Annotated in this window: 20 protein-coding genes; 6 read left to right on the top strand and 14 right to left on the bottom strand. The window is 37.3% G+C overall.

The features are described from left to right. Position 1: 1 nt before the first annotated feature. Positions 2 to 229: a hypothetical protein gene (locus ACRPLQ_RS09845; RefSeq protein ID WP_033579144.1), complete on the bottom strand. Its 228-nt coding sequence runs from the start codon at positions 227 to 229 to the stop codon at positions 2 to 4. Positions 230 to 448: 219 nt separating this feature from the next. On the opposite strand from ACRPLQ_RS09845, the gene ACRPLQ_RS09840 reads away from it, so the two are divergent. From ACRPLQ_RS09840 to ACRPLQ_RS09830, 3 genes are all read left to right on the top strand, one after another. Beyond that, positions 449 to 1,207 (top strand): TrmB family transcriptional regulator, encoded by a 759-nt coding sequence (locus ACRPLQ_RS09840; RefSeq protein ID WP_033579145.1) that lies wholly within the window; start codon positions 449 to 451, stop codon positions 1,205 to 1,207. Positions 1,208 to 1,311: 104 nt separating this feature from the next. Beyond that, positions 1,312 to 2,481 carry an MFS transporter gene (locus tag ACRPLQ_RS09835; RefSeq protein WP_034269237.1) on the top strand — a complete coding sequence of 390 codons (1,170 nt, stop codon included), beginning with the start codon at positions 1,312 to 1,314 and terminating at the stop codon, positions 2,479 to 2,481. A gap of 123 nt (positions 2,482 to 2,604) precedes the next feature. Continuing rightward, on the top strand, positions 2,605 to 2,778 hold the full coding sequence (locus ACRPLQ_RS09830; protein ID WP_308122678.1) for a hypothetical protein: 174 nt from the start codon (positions 2,605 to 2,607) through the stop codon (positions 2,776 to 2,778). Between the two features lie 48 nt (positions 2,779 to 2,826). Here the strand turns inward: ACRPLQ_RS09830 and ACRPLQ_RS09825 are convergent, their stop codons facing one another. The 7 genes from ACRPLQ_RS09825 to ACRPLQ_RS09795 form a co-directional block, all read right to left on the bottom strand. Beyond that, positions 2,827 to 3,285, bottom strand: coding sequence for a DUF523 domain-containing protein (locus ACRPLQ_RS09825; protein WP_033579147.1), 459 nt, complete (start codon positions 3,283 to 3,285; stop codon positions 2,827 to 2,829). Positions 3,286 to 3,368: 83 nt separating this feature from the next. Then, entirely contained in the window at positions 3,369 to 3,809 is a 441-nt protein-coding gene (locus ACRPLQ_RS09820; RefSeq protein ID WP_034269226.1) for an Asp23/Gls24 family envelope stress response protein, read from the bottom strand. Positions 3,810 to 3,836: 27 nt separating this feature from the next. Continuing rightward, positions 3,837 to 4,046, bottom strand: a complete 210-nt coding sequence (locus ACRPLQ_RS09815; protein ID WP_033579149.1) for a DUF2273 domain-containing protein — start codon at positions 4,044 to 4,046, stop codon at positions 3,837 to 3,839. A gap of 15 nt (positions 4,047 to 4,061) precedes the next feature. Then, a complete protein-coding gene (amaP, locus tag ACRPLQ_RS09810; protein ID WP_034269223.1) occupies positions 4,062 to 4,604 on the bottom strand; it encodes an alkaline shock response membrane anchor protein AmaP in 543 nt (180 codons plus the stop codon). Positions 4,605 to 4,752: 148 nt separating this feature from the next. Next, the gene (locus ACRPLQ_RS09805; protein WP_033579151.1) at positions 4,753 to 5,583 is read right to left on the bottom strand and encodes a YihY/virulence factor BrkB family protein; all 831 of its coding nucleotides are present in this window, start codon (positions 5,581 to 5,583) and stop codon (positions 4,753 to 4,755) included. A gap of 281 nt (positions 5,584 to 5,864) precedes the next feature. Then, a complete protein-coding gene (locus ACRPLQ_RS09800; protein ID WP_033579152.1) occupies positions 5,865 to 6,227 on the bottom strand; it encodes a YidH family protein in 363 nt (120 codons plus the stop codon). A 178-nt stretch (positions 6,228 to 6,405) separates the two neighbouring features. Continuing rightward, positions 6,406 to 7,857, bottom strand: coding sequence for an alanine/glycine:cation symporter family protein (locus tag ACRPLQ_RS09795; RefSeq protein WP_373921267.1), 1,452 nt, complete (start codon positions 7,855 to 7,857; stop codon positions 6,406 to 6,408). A 473-nt stretch (positions 7,858 to 8,330) separates the two neighbouring features. Here ACRPLQ_RS09795 and ACRPLQ_RS09790 point away from each other — a divergent pair, with 473 nt between their 5' ends. Beyond that, on the top strand, positions 8,331 to 9,530 hold the full coding sequence (locus ACRPLQ_RS09790) for a multidrug efflux MFS transporter (protein WP_416420701.1): 1,200 nt from the start codon (positions 8,331 to 8,333) through the stop codon (positions 9,528 to 9,530). A gap of 32 nt (positions 9,531 to 9,562) precedes the next feature. Here the strand turns inward: ACRPLQ_RS09790 and ACRPLQ_RS09785 are convergent, their stop codons facing one another. The 4 genes from ACRPLQ_RS09785 to ACRPLQ_RS09770 form a co-directional block, all read right to left on the bottom strand. After that, entirely contained in the window at positions 9,563 to 9,862 is a 300-nt protein-coding gene (locus ACRPLQ_RS09785; RefSeq protein WP_016764349.1) for a TIGR04104 family putative zinc finger protein, read from the bottom strand. A gap of 153 nt (positions 9,863 to 10,015) precedes the next feature. Then, the gene (locus ACRPLQ_RS09780; RefSeq protein WP_014459848.1) at positions 10,016 to 11,188 is read right to left on the bottom strand and encodes an MFS transporter; all 1,173 of its coding nucleotides are present in this window, start codon (positions 11,186 to 11,188) and stop codon (positions 10,016 to 10,018) included. After that, positions 11,158 to 11,604, bottom strand: a complete 447-nt coding sequence (locus tag ACRPLQ_RS09775) for a MerR family transcriptional regulator (RefSeq protein ID WP_033579154.1) — start codon at positions 11,602 to 11,604, stop codon at positions 11,158 to 11,160. Before ACRPLQ_RS09775 ends, ACRPLQ_RS09780 begins: the two co-directional genes overlap by 31 nt. A 155-nt stretch (positions 11,605 to 11,759) precedes the next feature. Beyond that, positions 11,760 to 12,422, bottom strand: coding sequence for a hypothetical protein (locus tag ACRPLQ_RS09770; protein ID WP_034269212.1), 663 nt, complete (start codon positions 12,420 to 12,422; stop codon positions 11,760 to 11,762). 248 nt (positions 12,423 to 12,670) lie between these two features. On the opposite strand from ACRPLQ_RS09770, the gene ACRPLQ_RS09765 reads away from it, so the two are divergent. Continuing rightward, positions 12,671 to 13,258 carry a beta-class carbonic anhydrase gene (locus ACRPLQ_RS09765; protein WP_034269209.1) on the top strand — a complete coding sequence of 196 codons (588 nt, stop codon included), beginning with the start codon at positions 12,671 to 12,673 and terminating at the stop codon, positions 13,256 to 13,258. A 16-nt stretch (positions 13,259 to 13,274) separates the two neighbouring features. Continuing rightward, positions 13,275 to 14,894, top strand: a complete 1,620-nt coding sequence (locus ACRPLQ_RS09760; protein ID WP_432235939.1) for a SulP family inorganic anion transporter — start codon at positions 13,275 to 13,277, stop codon at positions 14,892 to 14,894. 42 nt (positions 14,895 to 14,936) lie between these two features. On the opposite strand, the gene ACRPLQ_RS09755 is transcribed toward ACRPLQ_RS09760, so the two are convergent. Together ACRPLQ_RS09755 and ACRPLQ_RS09750 are read right to left on the bottom strand one after the other, a co-directional pair. Next, a complete protein-coding gene (locus tag ACRPLQ_RS09755) occupies positions 14,937 to 15,620 on the bottom strand; it encodes a response regulator transcription factor (RefSeq protein WP_033579157.1) in 684 nt (227 codons plus the stop codon). Further along, a complete protein-coding gene (locus tag ACRPLQ_RS09750; RefSeq protein ID WP_033579158.1) occupies positions 15,598 to 17,088 on the bottom strand; it encodes a sensor histidine kinase in 1,491 nt (496 codons plus the stop codon). Before ACRPLQ_RS09750 ends, ACRPLQ_RS09755 begins: the two co-directional genes overlap by 23 nt. Positions 17,089 to 17,292 lie beyond the last annotated feature (204 nt).

The raw sequence follows: 17,292 nt of genomic DNA, 5'->3' as shown, positions 1-17,292 counted from the left end.
TTTATAGTGCATTCCATTCTTCACACAGCATTTTATGCTTAAATCTCAGCTCATGTTCTCTTTTTTCAAGCTGAGCTTGTAAAGACAGCCACTCCTTATTATCAGGTGCTGAGCATAATTTTTCTTCAAGAGACAGTAAGGAATCCAGTACGTCTTCAAGCTGAGCAGCCACTTCTCTTTGCTGTTTCATGTTCATTTTTTTCAACAGTAGTTTTTCATTTTTCTTCATTTTTTTCACCTCTTTCTTTTCTTTACCCGATGATGAGTGTTTTAGTATGAAAAGCACATGATTAAAAATAGTTTTATTCTAGTAAAGACCCTTTAATAGCCTATTTTTTATCTTTGTTGATTATTTAGAACATAGTTTAATAAGATATATTTACAATTAGTAATACTTTTACAAACCGTGATATACTAAAAAAAAAGAAAGGATGATGAATAGAGAATTATGCTGCAAAAATTTGGTTTTTCTCAGTATGAAAGTCAAGTATATGAAGCGCTGCTTGCGAATGAAGGTCCGCTGGATGCTAGTTCGATTGTCACGTATTCGCATGTTCCAAAAGCAAAGATTTATGAAGTACTTAATCGTTTAATTGATAAAGGCATTGTAGTAAATACATTGTCCGGGAAAAAGAAACTTTATTCAGCGGTAGCCCTTCAAACCGTCATTCAAAAACTTACTGCTGATTTTGAAAATGACATTAATGAATTAAAAACATATAAAATTAAAAGAACGTTTACAGATGATCATGTTTGGAGTTTAAAAGATAAATCCTCTATTTCTGCTCACATTGAACAGTTGATTCAAGAAGCGGAATCTTCTATTATTTTATCGGCTTGGAATGATGAGTTGGAACATTACCGCTCATTGCTAGAAGAAAAAGAGAAACAAGGCGTAAACGTCGAGGTCTTAACCATAGGAAACTTGCAGACTGCCCTCAAACATTTACATACATTAAATCCAATAGATGATCATAAAAACCTTGAGCCGTCGCAGTTGATTATTGTTGACGATGCCTACCTTTTATTTGCCGGCATTGAACATGAGACATGGAAAGCAATAAAAACCATGTCGCAGCCGCTTGTAAAAGTTTTTGCTGATTTCTTTTATCATGATGTCGCACTTACCCATATTACAAAGAAATATCAAGAGCAGCTTCTTCAGGATTCTGAGATCATGGAGCTGCTTACTCGACTGCGATATTAAAAAGGTTACTAATTCATTAGTAACCTTTTTAATATTACCTATTGAAATCCACTCTAAAAAAGGTTACTATTCTAGTTGTAACTTTTTAAAGAGGGGGTTTTTTGATGAATAAAAAAGTTTACATACTTGCGATTGCTTCTTTTGTTGTTGGAACGGTCGAATTAATTCTAGGAGGCATCTTGGACTTAATTGCCGATGCATTTCATGTATCACTAGCAAAAGCAGGTTATTTAATCTCTATTTATTCGTTTGTTTATGCTTTGTCTGCGCCGATTTTACTAAATGTGACGGCTAAGATAGAGCGGAAAAAAGTTTATATGTGGACATTATTTATTTTCTTATTGAGCAATGTATTTTCAGCCTACAGTTCAGGTTATTATATGCTATTAATCGGGCGTATCCTCGCTGCTGCGAGCGGCTCTTTTATTATTGTCCTATCTACCACAATGGCCTCTAGAATGGTAAAGCCTGAATATCAAGGCAGAGCAATTGGCGTTGTGTTTATGGGAATCAGCGGCTCACTTGTTTTGGGTATTCCTCTTGGTATTTTGATTGGAAATGCGCTTGGCTGGCGTCAAGTATTTGTTATGATTGCAATCTTAACTGCTATTATTATGATTACCGTTTGGTTTACAATGGAACGTCTAGCTCCCGCTCCAATTGTACCTTTAAAGACTCAGGTAAAAGCTTTACGCAATAAAAAAATGCTTGCTATTCACCTAGCAACATTGTTTGTACTGGCGGGTCATTTAACGCTTTATGCGTACTTCACGCCATTTTTACAAGAAACGCTAGGATTAAATACAACGATGGTGACCATTATTTATGGTATTTTCGGTCTTGCTGCAGTGGCAGGAGGAGGACTTGGAGGAGCTGTTTCTGATAGATGGAACCCTTCTTCGTCTGTTATCACCATGATTGCTCTCTTTTTTGTTAGCATGATTGCTATGCCTTTTGGCGTTCATTTGCCATTCATTGTGTTCTTGCTTCTTATGATTATTTGGAGTGCGCTCAGCTGGGCGGTCTCACCGGCTCAAAGCAATTTAATTATTCATAGTGCACGCGACACGTCGGACATTTTAATCAGCACCAATGCAGCGATTTCACACGTAGGAATTGCGATCGGCTCCTATGTCGGAGGAATTGTCGTTAATCAATACTCTGTTATTTATAACGGCTGGGTCGGGTCTATTTTTGTATTGCTTGGTCTTTGCTTCTCTCTTTATGCGGTAACACGAACAGAAAGCACAGCAGATACGCTTCACAGTAAATAAGCTTTTACAAAAAGAGATTGGATAAAAATAATTTCATAAAAGTGAAACACGAACTATCTATCAAAAATGGATAAATAGTTCGTGTTTTTTTATAATCATGGTGAACGCAGGTACTTATAGCTGTTGGTTGGAGGGCAAGGTGAAGACTCCTGCAGGAACAGCGAAACAGATGAGACCCCGCAGGAGCGAAGCGACGAGGAGGCTCATCGGCCGCCCGCGGAAAGCGAAGCCTTGCACGGAAATCAACAGCGGTCGAGCAAGCAGTCCAGATCATGCATCCAAATTGTTTGTCTTTGAGTTGGATTCATTTCGTTCTGTCCCATCCTCTTGTCATTGTGATTGCTCTTAATACATTTTAGCTGCAAATTGAGATTCGGATATAACGATAAAACCATGCTTTCTTAACAACGCAGTCGTTACCCCTTCACCGGCTATTTTAACACCTAGAAATGCTCCGTTATATATATGTTCACTTCCGCATGAAGGACTGTTTTCTTTTAGTACAATAACAGTAGCTTTTATTTCTTTTGCGATGTTCAGTGCCTTATAGGCCCCGTCTATGTATATATCTGTCACGTCTTTTCCCGATCGTTCAATAACTCGCGCATTTCCGTTTATTACGTCTATTCCCGTTCCTTTTATAATTTCTGCCGGTTCTCTAGGCGTGTGAAATCCACCTAACAGTTCCGGACATATCATCACCGCTTCTTTATTTTCAACGAGCGCTTCCATTTCCTTAACTAAGGCACTGCTCCCATTATATCTGCAAGCTTGACCTGCTAAGCAAGAACTAACCAATATCACAGAATTCTCCCTCCCATAAAAAAACACTTCTCATTCATCATACAAAGAATATATGACGAATGGAAGTGTTTACCTTTTATATTTTATTCAAGATCACGCTTTGACTCCTGCTCTTTGTCTCGATCCGTTTTTGCTTCAAATTCAGAGCGAGTCATTACGTCCTCTACGTGCATATTTACTTCTACTACTTCTAAGCCCGTCATATCGTGAACTGATTTTTTCACGTTATGAACAGTTTCGGAGAAAATCGCTGGAACATTTTTTCCGTATTCAACAATTACTTTTAAATCAAGAGCAACTTGCTTTTCTCCAACTTCAGCGTTAATCCCTTTTGTGATGTCTTCCGTGCTGCGGAAGCGATCTGTTAACCCGCTCATAAATCCACCGCTCATTGATAAAATCCCTTTAATTTCATTAGCTGCAATTCCAGCAATTTTTTTAATGACTTGATCTTCAAATGTTAATGTATTTTGATGTGTATTTTCCTGAGGTTTTACTGCTGTATTTGTTTCATTAACTGCCATAACGAACATCTCCCTTAAAGTGATTTTCTATCTTCCTCTAGTAAAGAATCCTACCCAGGCATGTATGTCTAAATGACCGTCTCGCCACTTCCCAATTACATAACCAATTCCCATAAAAGCTACGATTAGCAGCGTGGGGCCAAAACCAATTGTTAATAGTAAAATTGCCAACACTAAACCTGCCAGAATACCAAGTACTCGGCCACGGTATGGAATCAATTTATCTGGAGTACCCATTATGTCCCTCCTTCATCACACAACACGTTCTTTCTTTCGTGTTTGTGTATCTGTTAAGTCAATACGAACGGAGTGAACGGGAAGCTCAAGTAAGGCCTCCACGGCGCGTTTTGTTTCAAGCTGCATCTCTTTTCCTAGTGTTGGTAGCCCATCTCGTCCAAACAGCGAACAGTTAATATATAGACTAACTCTTTCTTTGCGAGAATGAATAGATGCTTGGACTTCAGGAGAGCGTATTCCCTGAAAGCCTCTAATTGCTCGCAAAGCTGTAGATTCAATCGTGGCTTTAGAAATGGTTATTTTGCCTTCGCCTGTTACAATTGCTAAATTCTTTTTAGGCGGTCTGCTAAATATGCCTGTTAAAAGAAAAATAATAAAAATAACAGCTAAAAATGCGCTTATTGATAATATCGTGTAGTAAAACCACTCCTGATGCTGCCACTTTTCTACCCAGTTCGAAAGGTGAGGAACCCTATAAACCATCAGTGCTAACATACCGGAACAAATCAGTCCTGCAATTCCAATAACTGCGATTAAAAACCGATTAAAATTATTCAATTTTCCACCTCATCTCAACGTGAACTCCTACTGTTTTTTAGTTATGTGTATAGGAAAGGCAACGAGATATTCAATAGTTACCCGCGATATTTTTTTAATAAACCTTTTAACTGTAAAACTGAATATAAAAAAAAACGACTAGGTTTCCCTAGTCGTTTTCCACGTCTCTATACGTTGTCTTGTGAGCTTTGATGAACTTATTACCGTTTATTAAACCGCCAATTAATAAAATAGCGGCCGTTAAATAAAACCAGACCATTAAAATAATAATACTTCCAAGCTGACCATAGATTTGCGAGTAGCTTCCAAACTGGACATAGTATCCAAATCCGGTAGATACAACTTGCCATCCTAGCGTGGAGAAAACAGCTCCTGGAAGTACATCTTTCCACGTTACTCTTGCGCTTGGCATCAGTTTGTAAAAAAGAATAAAAAAGCCTAATAAAAATAATGTCCCAATTCCCCATCTAATTGTCGTCCAGCTTTGAAACCATATGTCAGGAACATGGACTTTTGTTAGGACCAAATGTCGAATGACCTCTTCAATAATTGGTACAAATAATGAAATAGCTACTACAACCATAAAACCAAAAGTTAAAATTAAATCATTGATTAAACCGCGCAAAAACGTTTGTTTTCTTTGAATATGATACGCGTCATTTAACGAACGAACCAAAGATTGTATAGCCATAGATGCGAGCCAAAAAGTCGCCAATAAACTAAAAGATAAAACTTTTTTCCCGCTATTGTTAACTGTTTCAATTGACCGTTCAATTACGTCGTAGGCGCTTTTAGGTGTAAATGGTTCAATAAATATCAGCAAATTGTTTGTATCAATTGGAAAAAAACTCAGCAGAGAAAAAAGAAAGATAATAAACGGTACAAAAGATAACAAAAAATAGTAGGCTGTTTGAGCAGCCTGATCAAAGAAACGCTCCGTAAAAAAACGAGCGGCAACGGTCTTAGATGTTTGAATCATACAGCGTTCTCCTTTACTTTCGCTTCACCCTACAGTGAAATTCATATTCAATTTTTTATGTTCAACATGGATTGGATAAGTTTCGGCTTATAAAGCTTTCCTTTTCCATTATCCGCGGTTAACAAAGAATTTAACCTGTAAAATTATACAGCCGGTTCATAAAGAAGATATTATTATAATTACATCTGCCATTACCACCATATCAATAGATCTTCTTTTTCTTTCATAAAACCGTAAATTCTTTGGGGGTGTATTCCCTCTTTTCTTACACCTTAAACTTTTTACGCTATGTTAAAAAAGTAAAACATAAGAGCCCCGATCAGCATCAGCATAATCATTGAAACGAAAAGAACCAAAGCGTGAGAAGATTGATACGTTTGGCTGTTAATTTTTTTACGTGTTGAAAAATAATGATAGGTTGAGAAAAGAAGCAAACCTGCACTTGCAGCTAAAGAAAAGATGATAACAGCAATAATAAGAGTATCGGCTGCTTCACTTAATTTTTTTCCGGAATTGAAATGCAGGCCTCCTGCAACAAAACCAATGCCGAGTGTAGCAATAGACGTTCGAATCCACGCTAAATACGTTCGTTCATTTGCTAAATGCTGCTGAATATAAATAGATTCATTTTCTTTTTTAGTCATGCACATACCACCGTCCTTTTATATGTCTTCTATTATAAATAAATGCTCAAACGAAAATAAATTGAGGACGCTTCATGCCACATTATACCCGAAAAAAACGAATCATTACCATTTTCAAGCGGTCGAAAGAGCTTCTTCACAAACTAAAAAAAGCCAACCCCAGTTGGCTTTTTTTAGTTTATGAAACATTTTCTTTATCTTGATCATGCTGATATTCCTCGTCCCAATAATCAGCGTTTTGAATTCCTAATTTCCCAGGAGAAAAGACAGGATCTATTCCTTGTTTTCTCTGCTCGCGATAATCTTTTAAGGTTATTAAAGCAGGCTTAGCTAAAATCAAAATTGCAATCAAATTGAGCCAAACCATTATTCCAACTCCGATGTCTGCTAATGCCCATGCAGTTTCAGCTGTTCGGATAGACCCGTACAAAGTAGTGGCTAAAAGAGCTGCCTTAAGGATCATGGATACTATTTTATTTTGTTTGCCTTTCATTACGTAAGCTAAGTTCGTTTCCGCAATATAATACTGTGACATAATCGTAGTAAAGGCGAAAAACACGAGAGAAATAGCTACAAATCCTGATCCGAACCCAGGAAGCACCGTCTCCACTGCTTGCTGCGTATATTGAGGCCCCGCTTCAACTCCTTTTAAGTGGTCCACAATGAACGAACCGTCTGGCCCTTGGGTGCTGTAAGAACCTGTAATTAAAATCATAAAGGCAGTAGCAGAACATACAAGCAGCGTATCAATATAAACCGAAAAAGCTTGTACCAAACCTTGCTTGGCAGGATGTGAGACTTCCGCTGCTCCCGCGGGATGAGCTCCGGTACCTTGACCCGCTTCATTTGAATATACACCCCGCTTGACTCCCCACGCTATAGCCATGCCAATAATCCCGCCAAACGTAGAATCAAGTGCAAACGCACTTTTAAAGATTAAAGCAAGAACTCCTGGTAAAGCTTGAATGTTCAATCCGATAATCACTAACGAAACAAGAACATATCCAATGGCCATAAACGGAACAACATATTGTGCCACGGCAGCGATACGCTTGACTCCTCCAAAAATAATTAATCCTAAAATAATAACAAGTACAATTCCAGACGTTAAAGGCGGAATTGAAAATGCATTATTTAGCCCTGCTGTAATTGAATTTGCTTGCACTCCTGGCCCAAGTACACTCATAGCTAGCAATGCCGCAAAAGCGAAAATCAAGGCGTACCATTTCTTCCCCATGCCTTTTTCAATGTAATAAGCAGGTCCACCTCGATATTCTCCTTTATCTTTCACTTTATAAATTTGAGCAAGTGTTGATTCAATAAATGCACTAGCTGAACCTATAAAAGCAATAAACCACATCCAAAAAACTGCTCCTGGACCACCAAATGCAATTGCTGTTGCAACTCCCGCAATATTTCCAACTCCTACGCGTCCTGATAAAGCAAGCGTTAACGCTTGAAAAGACGAAACGCCCGAATCTGAACTTTTCCCATTAAACAATAAAATAACCATATCTTTCAAATATCGAACTTGTACAAAGCTAGTGAGAATAGTAAATAAAAGCCCCACTCCTATACATAGATAAAGCATCGGCGTACTCCAAATCATTTCACTTATTGTACTAATCATCTGCTCCAATATACACTCCTCCTTAAAACACTTTACGCATTATGAATAATGAGAACATAGTTTTAATATAGAGTTAAAAAACAGAAAATTCACTCTTTTTGTCAGGTTGTTTTACACATTATTTGATAAATAGACAAAATTTGTGGATATAACGTATATTTTAGACAGATTATCTGACGCTTTTTTCAGTGAAGCATAAGTTCTTTACATATCCCCTACTGTTACAGCATAAGGTAATGAGTGAACTAAGGGTCACTTTATGTTCTAGGCGGAGTGTAACCGCAGCACATCTTTCTGTTTTCATTTCATGTTAATAGTTCACTAAGTGAATCATTTTATTTTTAAATATTTCTGATATGTGGTATAATTTAAGCTGATAAAAAGATGCTGCATGTATGCTAAAAGAGCAGGCCGTATGGTTTCGCTCTTTTGTTGTTTTTACGCTATGCGGCACAACGAAAGAAGGAAATAGAATGGAATTATGGAAACGAAACTTGTACATTTGCTGGTTCGGTTCTTTTTGCACCACAGCCGGGATGAGTTTAGTTATTCCGTTTTTACCGCTTTATATTGAAAAGCTGGGGGTTCACGATACAAGCTCCATCAGCAGATGGGCTGGTATTGCATTTGGAGCTACCTTTTTAATGGCCGCTATTGTTTCTCCTTTATGGGGAAGTTTGGCCGACAAATACGGTCGAAAGCTGATGCTCCTTCGCGCAAGCTTGGGTATGGCAATTGTTATGACTTCTATTGGTTTTGTACAAAATGTCTATCAGCTTGTCGGACTGCGCTTTTTAATGGGGGCCGTTTCCGGCTTCATCTCTGCAGCCATTACGTTAGTAGCGACTCAAACACCTAAAGAGCACAGCGGTAAAGCATTAGGGACGTTGTCTACAGGGGCTGTATCAGGATCTTTATTAGGACCGCTAGTAGGCGGCTACTTAGGAGATACAATTGGATTGCGTCACGTCTTTTTCGTGACAGGTGCATTTATGTTTTTGTCTTTTTTAATTGTAAATTTAATTCAAGAAGACAAAAAAGAGACGGCGAAAACGACGAAAGAATCTAACATTGGGTTACTTTCTCTTAAGAATTCAAAGGCCGTGATTGGTGTATTTGTTACAACTTTTTTACTGCAGCTTGCGGTTATGGCTATTCAGCCAATCGTTACACTGTATGTAAAACAACTGTCTACTCATACCAATCATCTTGCCCTTATTTCAGGCTTTGTCGTAGCGGCAACAGGAATTTCAAATATTTTGGCTGCATCCAGACTTGGCAAAATCAGCGATCGCGTGGGTCCTCAAAATGTGCTTCAAATATGCTTGCTTATCGTAGCGGTTATTTGCGGCTTGCAGGCCTTTGTGCATAGTACTTGGCAGCTATTTTTACTACGTTTCTTACTCGGTTTTGCAATGGGAGGATTGTTACCTTCTATTAATTCTTATTTGAAGAAAATTGTGCCGGACTCGATTACAGGTAAAATGTTTGGCTATAATCAAACAGCACAATACTTCGGGAATTTAGCCGGTCCAGTGATTGGCGGACAAATTGCCGGAGCTAAAGGAATTCCTTACGTATTTTTAACAACGAGTGTTCTTCTACTGTTGAATGCTGGGTGGGTGTATTATCAGCGCCATCACAGACAGCAGCTAGACGGTAAAGCCGCATAAAAAACCTTCCGTGTTAACGGAAGGTTTTTTTATTACCACAAGGGTTCTTCTTCGCTGCTTACTTCATAAGAAAGTGGCATCATAACAACCGCTGCTATGAAGAAAATAAGCTCCGCGACAACAATGGATGGAAAGGAAAAGTCAAATAGTGAGAGAATAAGCCAAATAATAAGGGGTGCAAATGAGTAGATTGATAATCGCTTTTGGGATTTTGCAGAGATATACTGTTGTTTGTCACAGTGTGGGCATTCTAAAACGTTTCTAAATGTTAACAGTTGTTTAAAGGTTGTCCTCCAGTTCCATTTATGATTACAATTTTGACAGGTGGCCATGGGCATCACGCTCCTAAAAAGAATTTATGTACATATAAAGTATACGTACAAGTTGGTAAAGAGTTTCATTTTTATGATTAAAAACGTTTTTACTATTATAACATAAAACAAAATAAAAGGCTTTTTACAGGAAAAAGCCTTTTATTTCAACGTTTATTTAGAAACAGCTTCATTCGTTTGAGAAGTTGTTTTTACTTTTATAACCATAATAACAAAAGCGAGCAATCCAAGAATCGCTGCTACAAGAAAAGGAGCTTGAGGCGCTACGGCATTGCCGATAACTCCTGATAATAAAGGAGCAAACGCTGCGCCTAACCATCTTAAGAAATTATATCCTCCAGATGTAATTCCTCGTTCATAAGGAGATACTTCCATTACATGACTCGTAAATAAGGCATTATTAAGTCCTGATACAAGACCTGCTGCCATAATTAAAACAATGCGCAACCATGTTGCATCAAAGGCAAATAAACAAATTAAAATAAGTGAAAAAACAATTAAGCTAACATGTAACACTTGTTTTGGCTGATATCTTTTTTCTAACTGATGTGCTAAAACCGCTGAGCCATAAGCTAAACATAATCCCCATCCAAAGAAAACAAAGCCAATTTGAAGAGCTCCGATCGATAGAATAAGCGGCGTATAAGCTAACACTGTAAAAAATCCGTAGTAATAAAGCATGCCTGATACAGCGCCTTGAGTAAATGGTTTTAATTTATAAAGTTTAACCATGTCTTTAAAACCTGCTGCTTTACGAGGTTTAGTGCTTGTAGGCTGTTTAACAATCGTTAATACTAAAATAAAGGCGATAAAAATTAAAGCACTTGTACCGAAAAACGGCAATCTCCAAGAAGCATTTCCTAACACGCCTCCTACAAGCGGTCCTCCGGCCATCCCCAAACCAATTGCAGCTTCATATAATCCTACTGCTTTTTTCACTTCACCTGATAATGCAATAAGCAGCGTCATAGCTGTTGCAAAGAAAAACGAATTACCAAGTCCCCAACCTGCTCGGAAAATGGAAAGCTGAGGAATGTTGTTAGAAAACCCGCATAGGGCTGCAAAAATCGTCACAATGATAAGTCCTGTTACCATTAAGCGCTTGTCTCCTACACGTGACGCTAGGATGCCTGCTGGAATCATCATAATAGCCATCATTAACAAATAGGAAGTAAATAACATTTCTACTTGCCAATGAGAAGCTCCAATTTGCTTAGCAATTTCCGGTAAAATCGGATCTACTACTCCAATTCCCATAAATGCTAAAAAAGTAGCTACTACCGTAATAATTTGACCTAATCGGTTATTTGAATGCTGTCCTTCCACTCTTTCATCTCTCCTTTTGTTTTTGTTTTTTCATGTATTGCCATAGCAGATTCTCGCATTTCTTTTAATTCTGTTTTAAATGCCTGCATTTTTACGACTTTAAAATCAATCATCTTGATTTGATTTTCTAGCAAATCTTCTATTTGCGTGATCTCTTTCAATGACAATCCTTGCCGCTCACTTCTTTCTTCAATCATTCTTTTAAGCGACATAAACTGCTGCAGCTCCTGTAGAGAAAAACCGAGAACTTCTTTTGCTTCTGCTACTTTTCTTAGTTCTTTTACCTCTTCTTCGGAATAAATTCGTGCATTTCCTTTTGTGCGCTGCGGGGGTAAAATGAGTCCAATCTCTTCATAATACCGAAGAGCTCGCTTGGTCAAACCGGTCATTTTCGTCACGTCATCGATTAAATACATATGTTTCACCTCACCTCTCATTAACATTAACGTTAACGTTAATCATTCATATACTCATTATAGATTAACGTTAACGTTAATGTCAATAATATTAAGGTATTTTATGTAAATCTTAAAAATATGTGCACAAAAAAACCTATTGAAAAATCAATAGGTTACATCAATATGTCATATAGCTGCTGTGCTGTTTCTCCTGTTACTTTACCGTACACTCCTCTTTTTTTAGAAGTAAGTTCCGCACTATCGGAGGTGAATCGTACATTATATACAGCGCCCTCATAAGTAAGCTGTACATCTGGGTCAAGAGCGACGCTGTAATCAGCTTTTTTCCATTGAATTTGTTTCATAATTGATTCTACAGTTAAAGCATCTTCTGAACTTAACGTTTTATCTCCTGCTTTTATAGGCTTGCCCTCCCTGTTTTTATTAAATTTTAGTTCCGAATGAGAAGATGAAAATTCAAGTTGGTTTTTATCATGCGCTATGAAATCTTGGGGTAGTTCTACATAGCGGACAACCTCTCCTTCGTGTACAAACACAAGCATTTGATCAGCAGCAGATATTTTTTTCATCACTTCTTCACTAACCGGTGCGTTTACAAGTTTTTCTACGTCGGCTTTCTTGCTTTTGTTTGTGAATAAATATCCTTTTTCCCATTTAAAATCACTTAACTTCGATACATCCACTGAGCTTACACCTTTTTTTTCAAATGATTGCTGAATATTCTCTCCCATTTCTTTGTCGTTGGTGACTTGGGCATTAGAACTGCACCCTACTAAACAACAGAAAATAATGCCTATTACTATAAGAACCTTCACTTTTGCCTTCCTCCTCTCTACCATTCTTTTATAAAATTCCAACTTTGTACCATTTTAACATATAATTCCTATTTTTCGTGAAAACAAACAAAGAATACGCTTACATAATTTCACGCATATAATTTCTGTTTATTTATAAGTTTTTTCTGAATATTTTAAGAAAATTTTAATATTTTATTTAGTTCGTTTTTAAACTTTATCTTTAGACTAAAAAATAAGTTAAAAATAAATAACGCAGGAGGAAAACAATGACTTGTCTATCTGAAGTTTTAAAGTTTAATGAAAAATTTGTAACCAATAATCAATTTGAGGCTTTTCAAACATCCAAATTTCCTGACAAAAAAATAGTCATTTTAACTTGTATGGATACACGTTTGTTAGAATTACTTCCTAAAGCTATGGGGCTAAAAAATGGAGATGCAAAAATAGTAAAAAATGCCGGAGCTGTTATCTCCCATCCCTTTGGTAGCGTCATGAGAAGTATCTTAGTTGCCGTCTACGCTTTGCAAGCTGATGAAGTATGTGTCATCGGTCATCATGAATGTGGAATGACGGGCATGAAAGCTGAAGCTATTTTAGCCTCTGCTGAACAAAGAGGGATTAGCACGGAACAGATTCGTAATCTAAAATATGCTGGTATTGATTTAGAATCATGGCTGACTGGGTTTGAATGTGTAGAGGATAGTGTCGAAAACAGTGTGGATATGATTCGAAATCACCCTTTATTACCAAAAGACGTGCTTGTTTCTGGAATGGTTATTCATCCTTCAACAGGAAAACTTGACGTCGTTGTAAACGGCTATTCCCAAGACCGAGCTGAAACCGTAAGCTCATGAAGGAGGGTTTTATCGAATGCTAAAAGATAACCGATTTCAAGGCTATTCAGCAGGGCGTTTACAAAAAGACATTATCGCCGGTTTGGTTGTTGGGGTCGTTGCTATTCCTTTAGCAATGGCCTTTGCCATCGCTTCTGGTGTAAGACCTGAATACGGAATTTATACAACCATTATCGCAGGGATTATGGTTTCAATATTAGGCGGATCGAAATTTCAAATTGCAGGCCCAACAGGTGCATTTGTTCCGGTGCTGCTTGGAGTTGTCATGCAATATGGTTATGAGAACCTCATTATTGCCGGCTTTATGGCTGGAATTATGATTACGCTTCTCGGAATATTTAAACTAGGGAAACTTATAAAGTTTATTCCGCGCCCTGTGACGATTGGATTTACAGCAGGAATTGCGATTATTATTTTCTCAGGTCAGATCGCTAACTTTTTAGGCCTAAAGGGAATTGCAAAACATGAGGAATTTCATTTAAATATGATTGAAATCCTACGAAAAATTGCAACGATTAACATTTACAGCGTCATCATAGCCGCTATTTGTTTAGCTATCGTGATTATAACGCCAAAGTTTTTACCTAAAATTCCCGGTGCCCTTCTAGGTCTTCTTGTCTCCACACTTGTAGCCATTACACTGTTCCCAGGAAAAGTTGCAACGATTGGCTCTACTTACGGTGCCATTCCGAGTAAACTACCATCTTTTAGCTTCCCAGATTTAACATGGGATAACATCGTGATGCTATTTCCTGCTGCCTGCGTAATTGCGATGCTTGGAGGTATTGAATCTTTACTATCAGCTGTTGTTGCTGATAATATGGCCAAAACCAAGCATAATAGCAATAAAGAGCTTGTGGGTCAAGGAATTGCTAATATCGCTGCCTCGCTATTTGGCGGAATTCCTGCAACTGGTGCCATTGCCAGAACAGCTACTAATATCAAAAACGGCGCAGCTTCTCCGTTATCAGGAGTTATACACGGCTTAGTTGTTTTATTGGTCCTTGTGATGCTGGCTCCTTATGCATCAAACATTCCGCTGGCAAGTATGGCACCTATTTTAATGTTTGTGGCTTGGAATATGAGTGAACGTAAAGAATTTGCACATATTTTAAAAACCAAGTCAGCTGATTCATTTGTACTTGTAGCTACGTTTTTATTAACAGTTTCAATCGATTTAACAACAGGTGTAGGCGTAGGTCTACTTTTAGCTATTGTTATGTTCGTGAAACGAATGAGCGGATCACTGAAGATTTCAAAGGTTTTAGCGGAAACATCTGAAAACGCTCACAAATCTGAGCTGATGGAATATACCATGCAAGGATCTCTTTTCTTTGGATCAGCTGAAGTATTAGAAGATTCCTTTGATAACATCGCTGAAGCGAAACCGAAAGTTTTATTGCTTCGAATGAGCCAAGTCTCCTTTATTGATACATCTGGAGAAGCTTTACTATCGAAGGTGGTCGAACGTTTGAAAGATTCGCATAGCCAAGTCGTTATTTCTGGCTTACAGCACCAGCCGAAAGAAATGTTAAAGTCAACCGGTCTATATGATAAAATCGGTGAAAAAAATATATTTTCTTCCGAACCTCCCGTGAGTAAGATTAAAGCTCGTCATAGAATCGTTACTACGTAATAAAAAAGAGATCCGAACGATTAATCGTTCGGATCTCTTTTTTTAAATATTAAACCGGTACCCTGCTCCCCAAACCGTTTCTAGGTACTGAGGATCTGCTGGGTTTTCTTCTAGCTTTTCTCTTAGTTTTCGAATGTGAACTGTTACGGTTGAAATGTCTCCTGAAGAATCAAATCCCCAAATTTTTTCAAATAGATGTTCTTTACTTAATACTTGATTTGGATGAGAAACGATAAACTTTAGCAAATCGAATTCCTTCGCTGTAAAAAACACTTCTTTGTCATTCACAAATACTCTTCTAGCGAGCGTGTCAATGGCTAAACCATGAATGCGAATCATACGCTTTTCCTGCTTATCAGAGAGTCTTTCATATCTCGCTAAATGCGCTTTGACTCTTGCGACCAGCTCCCCAGGGCTGAATGGCTTGGTAATATAGTCATCTGCACCTAGCCCGAGCCCTCTAATTTTATCAATTTCTTCTTTTTTAGCTGAAACTAAAATGATTGGAATATCTTTTGCAGCTCGAATTTGCTTGCACACTTCAAATCCGCTCACTTTAGGGAGCATAATATCCAAAATAATCAAATCAAAATGTTCATTTAACGCTTTTTCTAATCCCTTATCCCCGCTATATTGAACGTCTATTTCAAAATCGTTAATTTCTAAATAATCTCTTTGCAATTCAGCAATACTTACTTCATCTTCAATTAACAATATCTTCTTCATGTGTATCACCATTTTCATTCATTTTTTGCAAAGAAAAGAAAATACTTGTTCCTTCGCCAAGCTTACTTAGTGCCCAGATGTCTCCCCCGTGGCGTTCAACAATTTGTTTTGCGATGGCCAGTCCAAGTCCACTTCCTCCAGTATTGCTATTGCGGGACTGTTCTGCTCGATAAAACCGGTCAAAAATATGCGCTAATGCTTCCGGTGAAATCCCAGAGCCGTTGTCTTTTACTTCAATAATGAGTTCACTTTCGGTAGCAGAAAGAACGATATCGATTCTTCTTTTTTCTTTATCCATAAATTTAATGCTGTTGGTTGTTAAATTTATTAAAACTCTTCGCAGCTGCTCAGCATCTGCCTTTGCATACAGTGTCGTTAGAGAATCATTAGAAAATAAAACATCAATATCATGTTCGCTCATTTCAAACTGAAGCTCTTGCACATAACTTTCCATAAAGGCAGAAATATTAAGTTTTTTAAACACAAATGGAATTTCGTGCAAATCCAATTTAGAAAATAAAAACAGCTCATCGATTAACGCATTCATGTCTTTTGCTTTCGTTGAAATCGTTAACAAATATTTAGAAAGCTTATCTGGCGTATTAGCCACGCCATCTTGAATTCCTTCTACATATCCTACAATGGAAGTAATGGGAGTTCGTAAATCGTGTGAAATACTTGAAAGCAGCTGCTTTCGATTATCTTCATATTGAATTTGCAGTTCAACAGAAGATTTTAGTTTTTGCCTCATTTCTTCAAAAGCTTGCGTTAATTCGCCTATTTCATCCTTTGAATTAGCAGAGATCTCAAAGTGAAGATCACCTTGTTTTATTTTTTCGGCCGCTTCTTTTAATTCACGAATGGGTTTAATAATGCTTCTTGAAACAAGATAGTTTAAAAATCCAATAATCACAATGACTAAAATTAATAGTAGAAAGATTAAAAAAGGGAAAATCCGATTAATAATGCCTACATAAGGGCTGATTTTTCGCAAAACGTAAATGCTTCCTTTTTCTTGATTTGAGAAAGGAAAATCAAGGTTGATATATGTAAAATACTGCTTGCCTATGCGCAGCATGTCCTGCTGATACGAATGATTTCCTTTACTTTTTTGATGCTTTGGCAAGTATTTACGAAGGTTTTCTCCTTTAATGGATTCTGAAGCATATACAACCTCTGTGTTTTTTTGAATCACAATATCAATATTTTCAAATTCATATTTTTTAACTGTCTCCGGCCGCAGCAGCTGTTCTGGTTTTTTTTCACTCAATAACTTTAAATCTAAGAATGCATTTTCTTCTTCTGGCGTTAACAATTTATACTCATAGGAGTGGCTGTACAGTTTTCTTACAAAATCGGCGTCTCCAGTAATGGAGAAAAAAATAAGAAAGCCCGATAAAAAAAGCAAAATAATAAAAACAAACACAATACTGATATACGTTAAAACAAAACGCAGCTGAATTGACATGACTTACCCTATGCCCCTTTGGCTTTAACAAAACTATTTGATAGACTAGTAAAGGTGAATAACAAATAGATCGTTAGACATTATACATATAGTAAAAATTAAAACAACAAAACAAATGTATATTCTCACTTTACCGTGATAGAGTGAGAATGAACACCACCTTTTTTACCATTTTATGAATTACTGGAAAATTATGATCTATTT

It is taken from the genome of Priestia sp. TRN 1309, assembly GCF_050846875.1.
GTDB classification, from domain to species: domain Bacteria; phylum Bacillota; class Bacilli; order Bacillales; family Bacillaceae_H; genus Priestia; species Priestia zanthoxyli.
This window is presented reverse-complemented; position numbering and strand designations above follow the sequence as displayed.

Bases quoted from the DNA above. Each gene is read 5' to 3' on its own strand.
- ACRPLQ_RS09845 (WP_033579144.1), bottom strand. From the start codon at position 229: ATGAAGAAAAATGAAAAACTACTGTTGAAAAAAATGAACATGAAACAG.
- ACRPLQ_RS09840 (WP_033579145.1), top strand. From the start codon at position 449: ATGCTGCAAAAATTTGGTTTTTCTCAGTATGAAAGTCAAGTATATGAA.
- ACRPLQ_RS09835 (WP_034269237.1), top strand. From the start codon at position 1,312: ATGAATAAAAAAGTTTACATACTTGCGATTGCTTCTTTTGTTGTTGGA.
- ACRPLQ_RS09820 (WP_034269226.1), bottom strand. From the start codon at position 3,809: ATGGCAGTTAATGAAACAAATACAGCAGTAAAACCTCAGGAAAATACA.
- ACRPLQ_RS09815 (WP_033579149.1), bottom strand. From the start codon at position 4,046: ATGGGTACTCCAGATAAATTGATTCCATACCGTGGCCGAGTACTTGGT.
- ACRPLQ_RS09805 (WP_033579151.1), bottom strand. From the start codon at position 5,583: ATGATTCAAACATCTAAGACCGTTGCCGCTCGTTTTTTTACGGAGCGT.
- ACRPLQ_RS09800 (WP_033579152.1), bottom strand. From the start codon at position 6,227: ATGACTAAAAAAGAAAATGAATCTATTTATATTCAGCAGCATTTAGCA.
- ACRPLQ_RS09795 (WP_373921267.1), bottom strand. From the start codon at position 7,857: ATGATTAGTACAATAAGTGAAATGATTTGGAGTACGCCGATGCTTTAT.
- ACRPLQ_RS09790 (WP_416420701.1), top strand. From the start codon at position 8,331: ATGGAATTATGGAAACGAAACTTGTACATTTGCTGGTTCGGTTCTTTT.
- ACRPLQ_RS09785 (WP_016764349.1), bottom strand. From the start codon at position 9,862: ATGGCCACCTGTCAAAATTGTAATCATAAATGGAACTGGAGGACAACC.
- ACRPLQ_RS09775 (WP_033579154.1), bottom strand. From the start codon at position 11,604: ATGTATTTAATCGATGACGTGACGAAAATGACCGGTTTGACCAAGCGA.
- ACRPLQ_RS09765 (WP_034269209.1), top strand. From the start codon at position 12,671: ATGACTTGTCTATCTGAAGTTTTAAAGTTTAATGAAAAATTTGTAACC.
- ACRPLQ_RS09760 (WP_432235939.1), top strand. From the start codon at position 13,275: ATGCTAAAAGATAACCGATTTCAAGGCTATTCAGCAGGGCGTTTACAA.
- ACRPLQ_RS09755 (WP_033579157.1), bottom strand. From the start codon at position 15,620: ATGAAGAAGATATTGTTAATTGAAGATGAAGTAAGTATTGCTGAATTG.
- ACRPLQ_RS09750 (WP_033579158.1), bottom strand. From the start codon at position 17,088: ATGTCAATTCAGCTGCGTTTTGTTTTAACGTATATCAGTATTGTGTTT.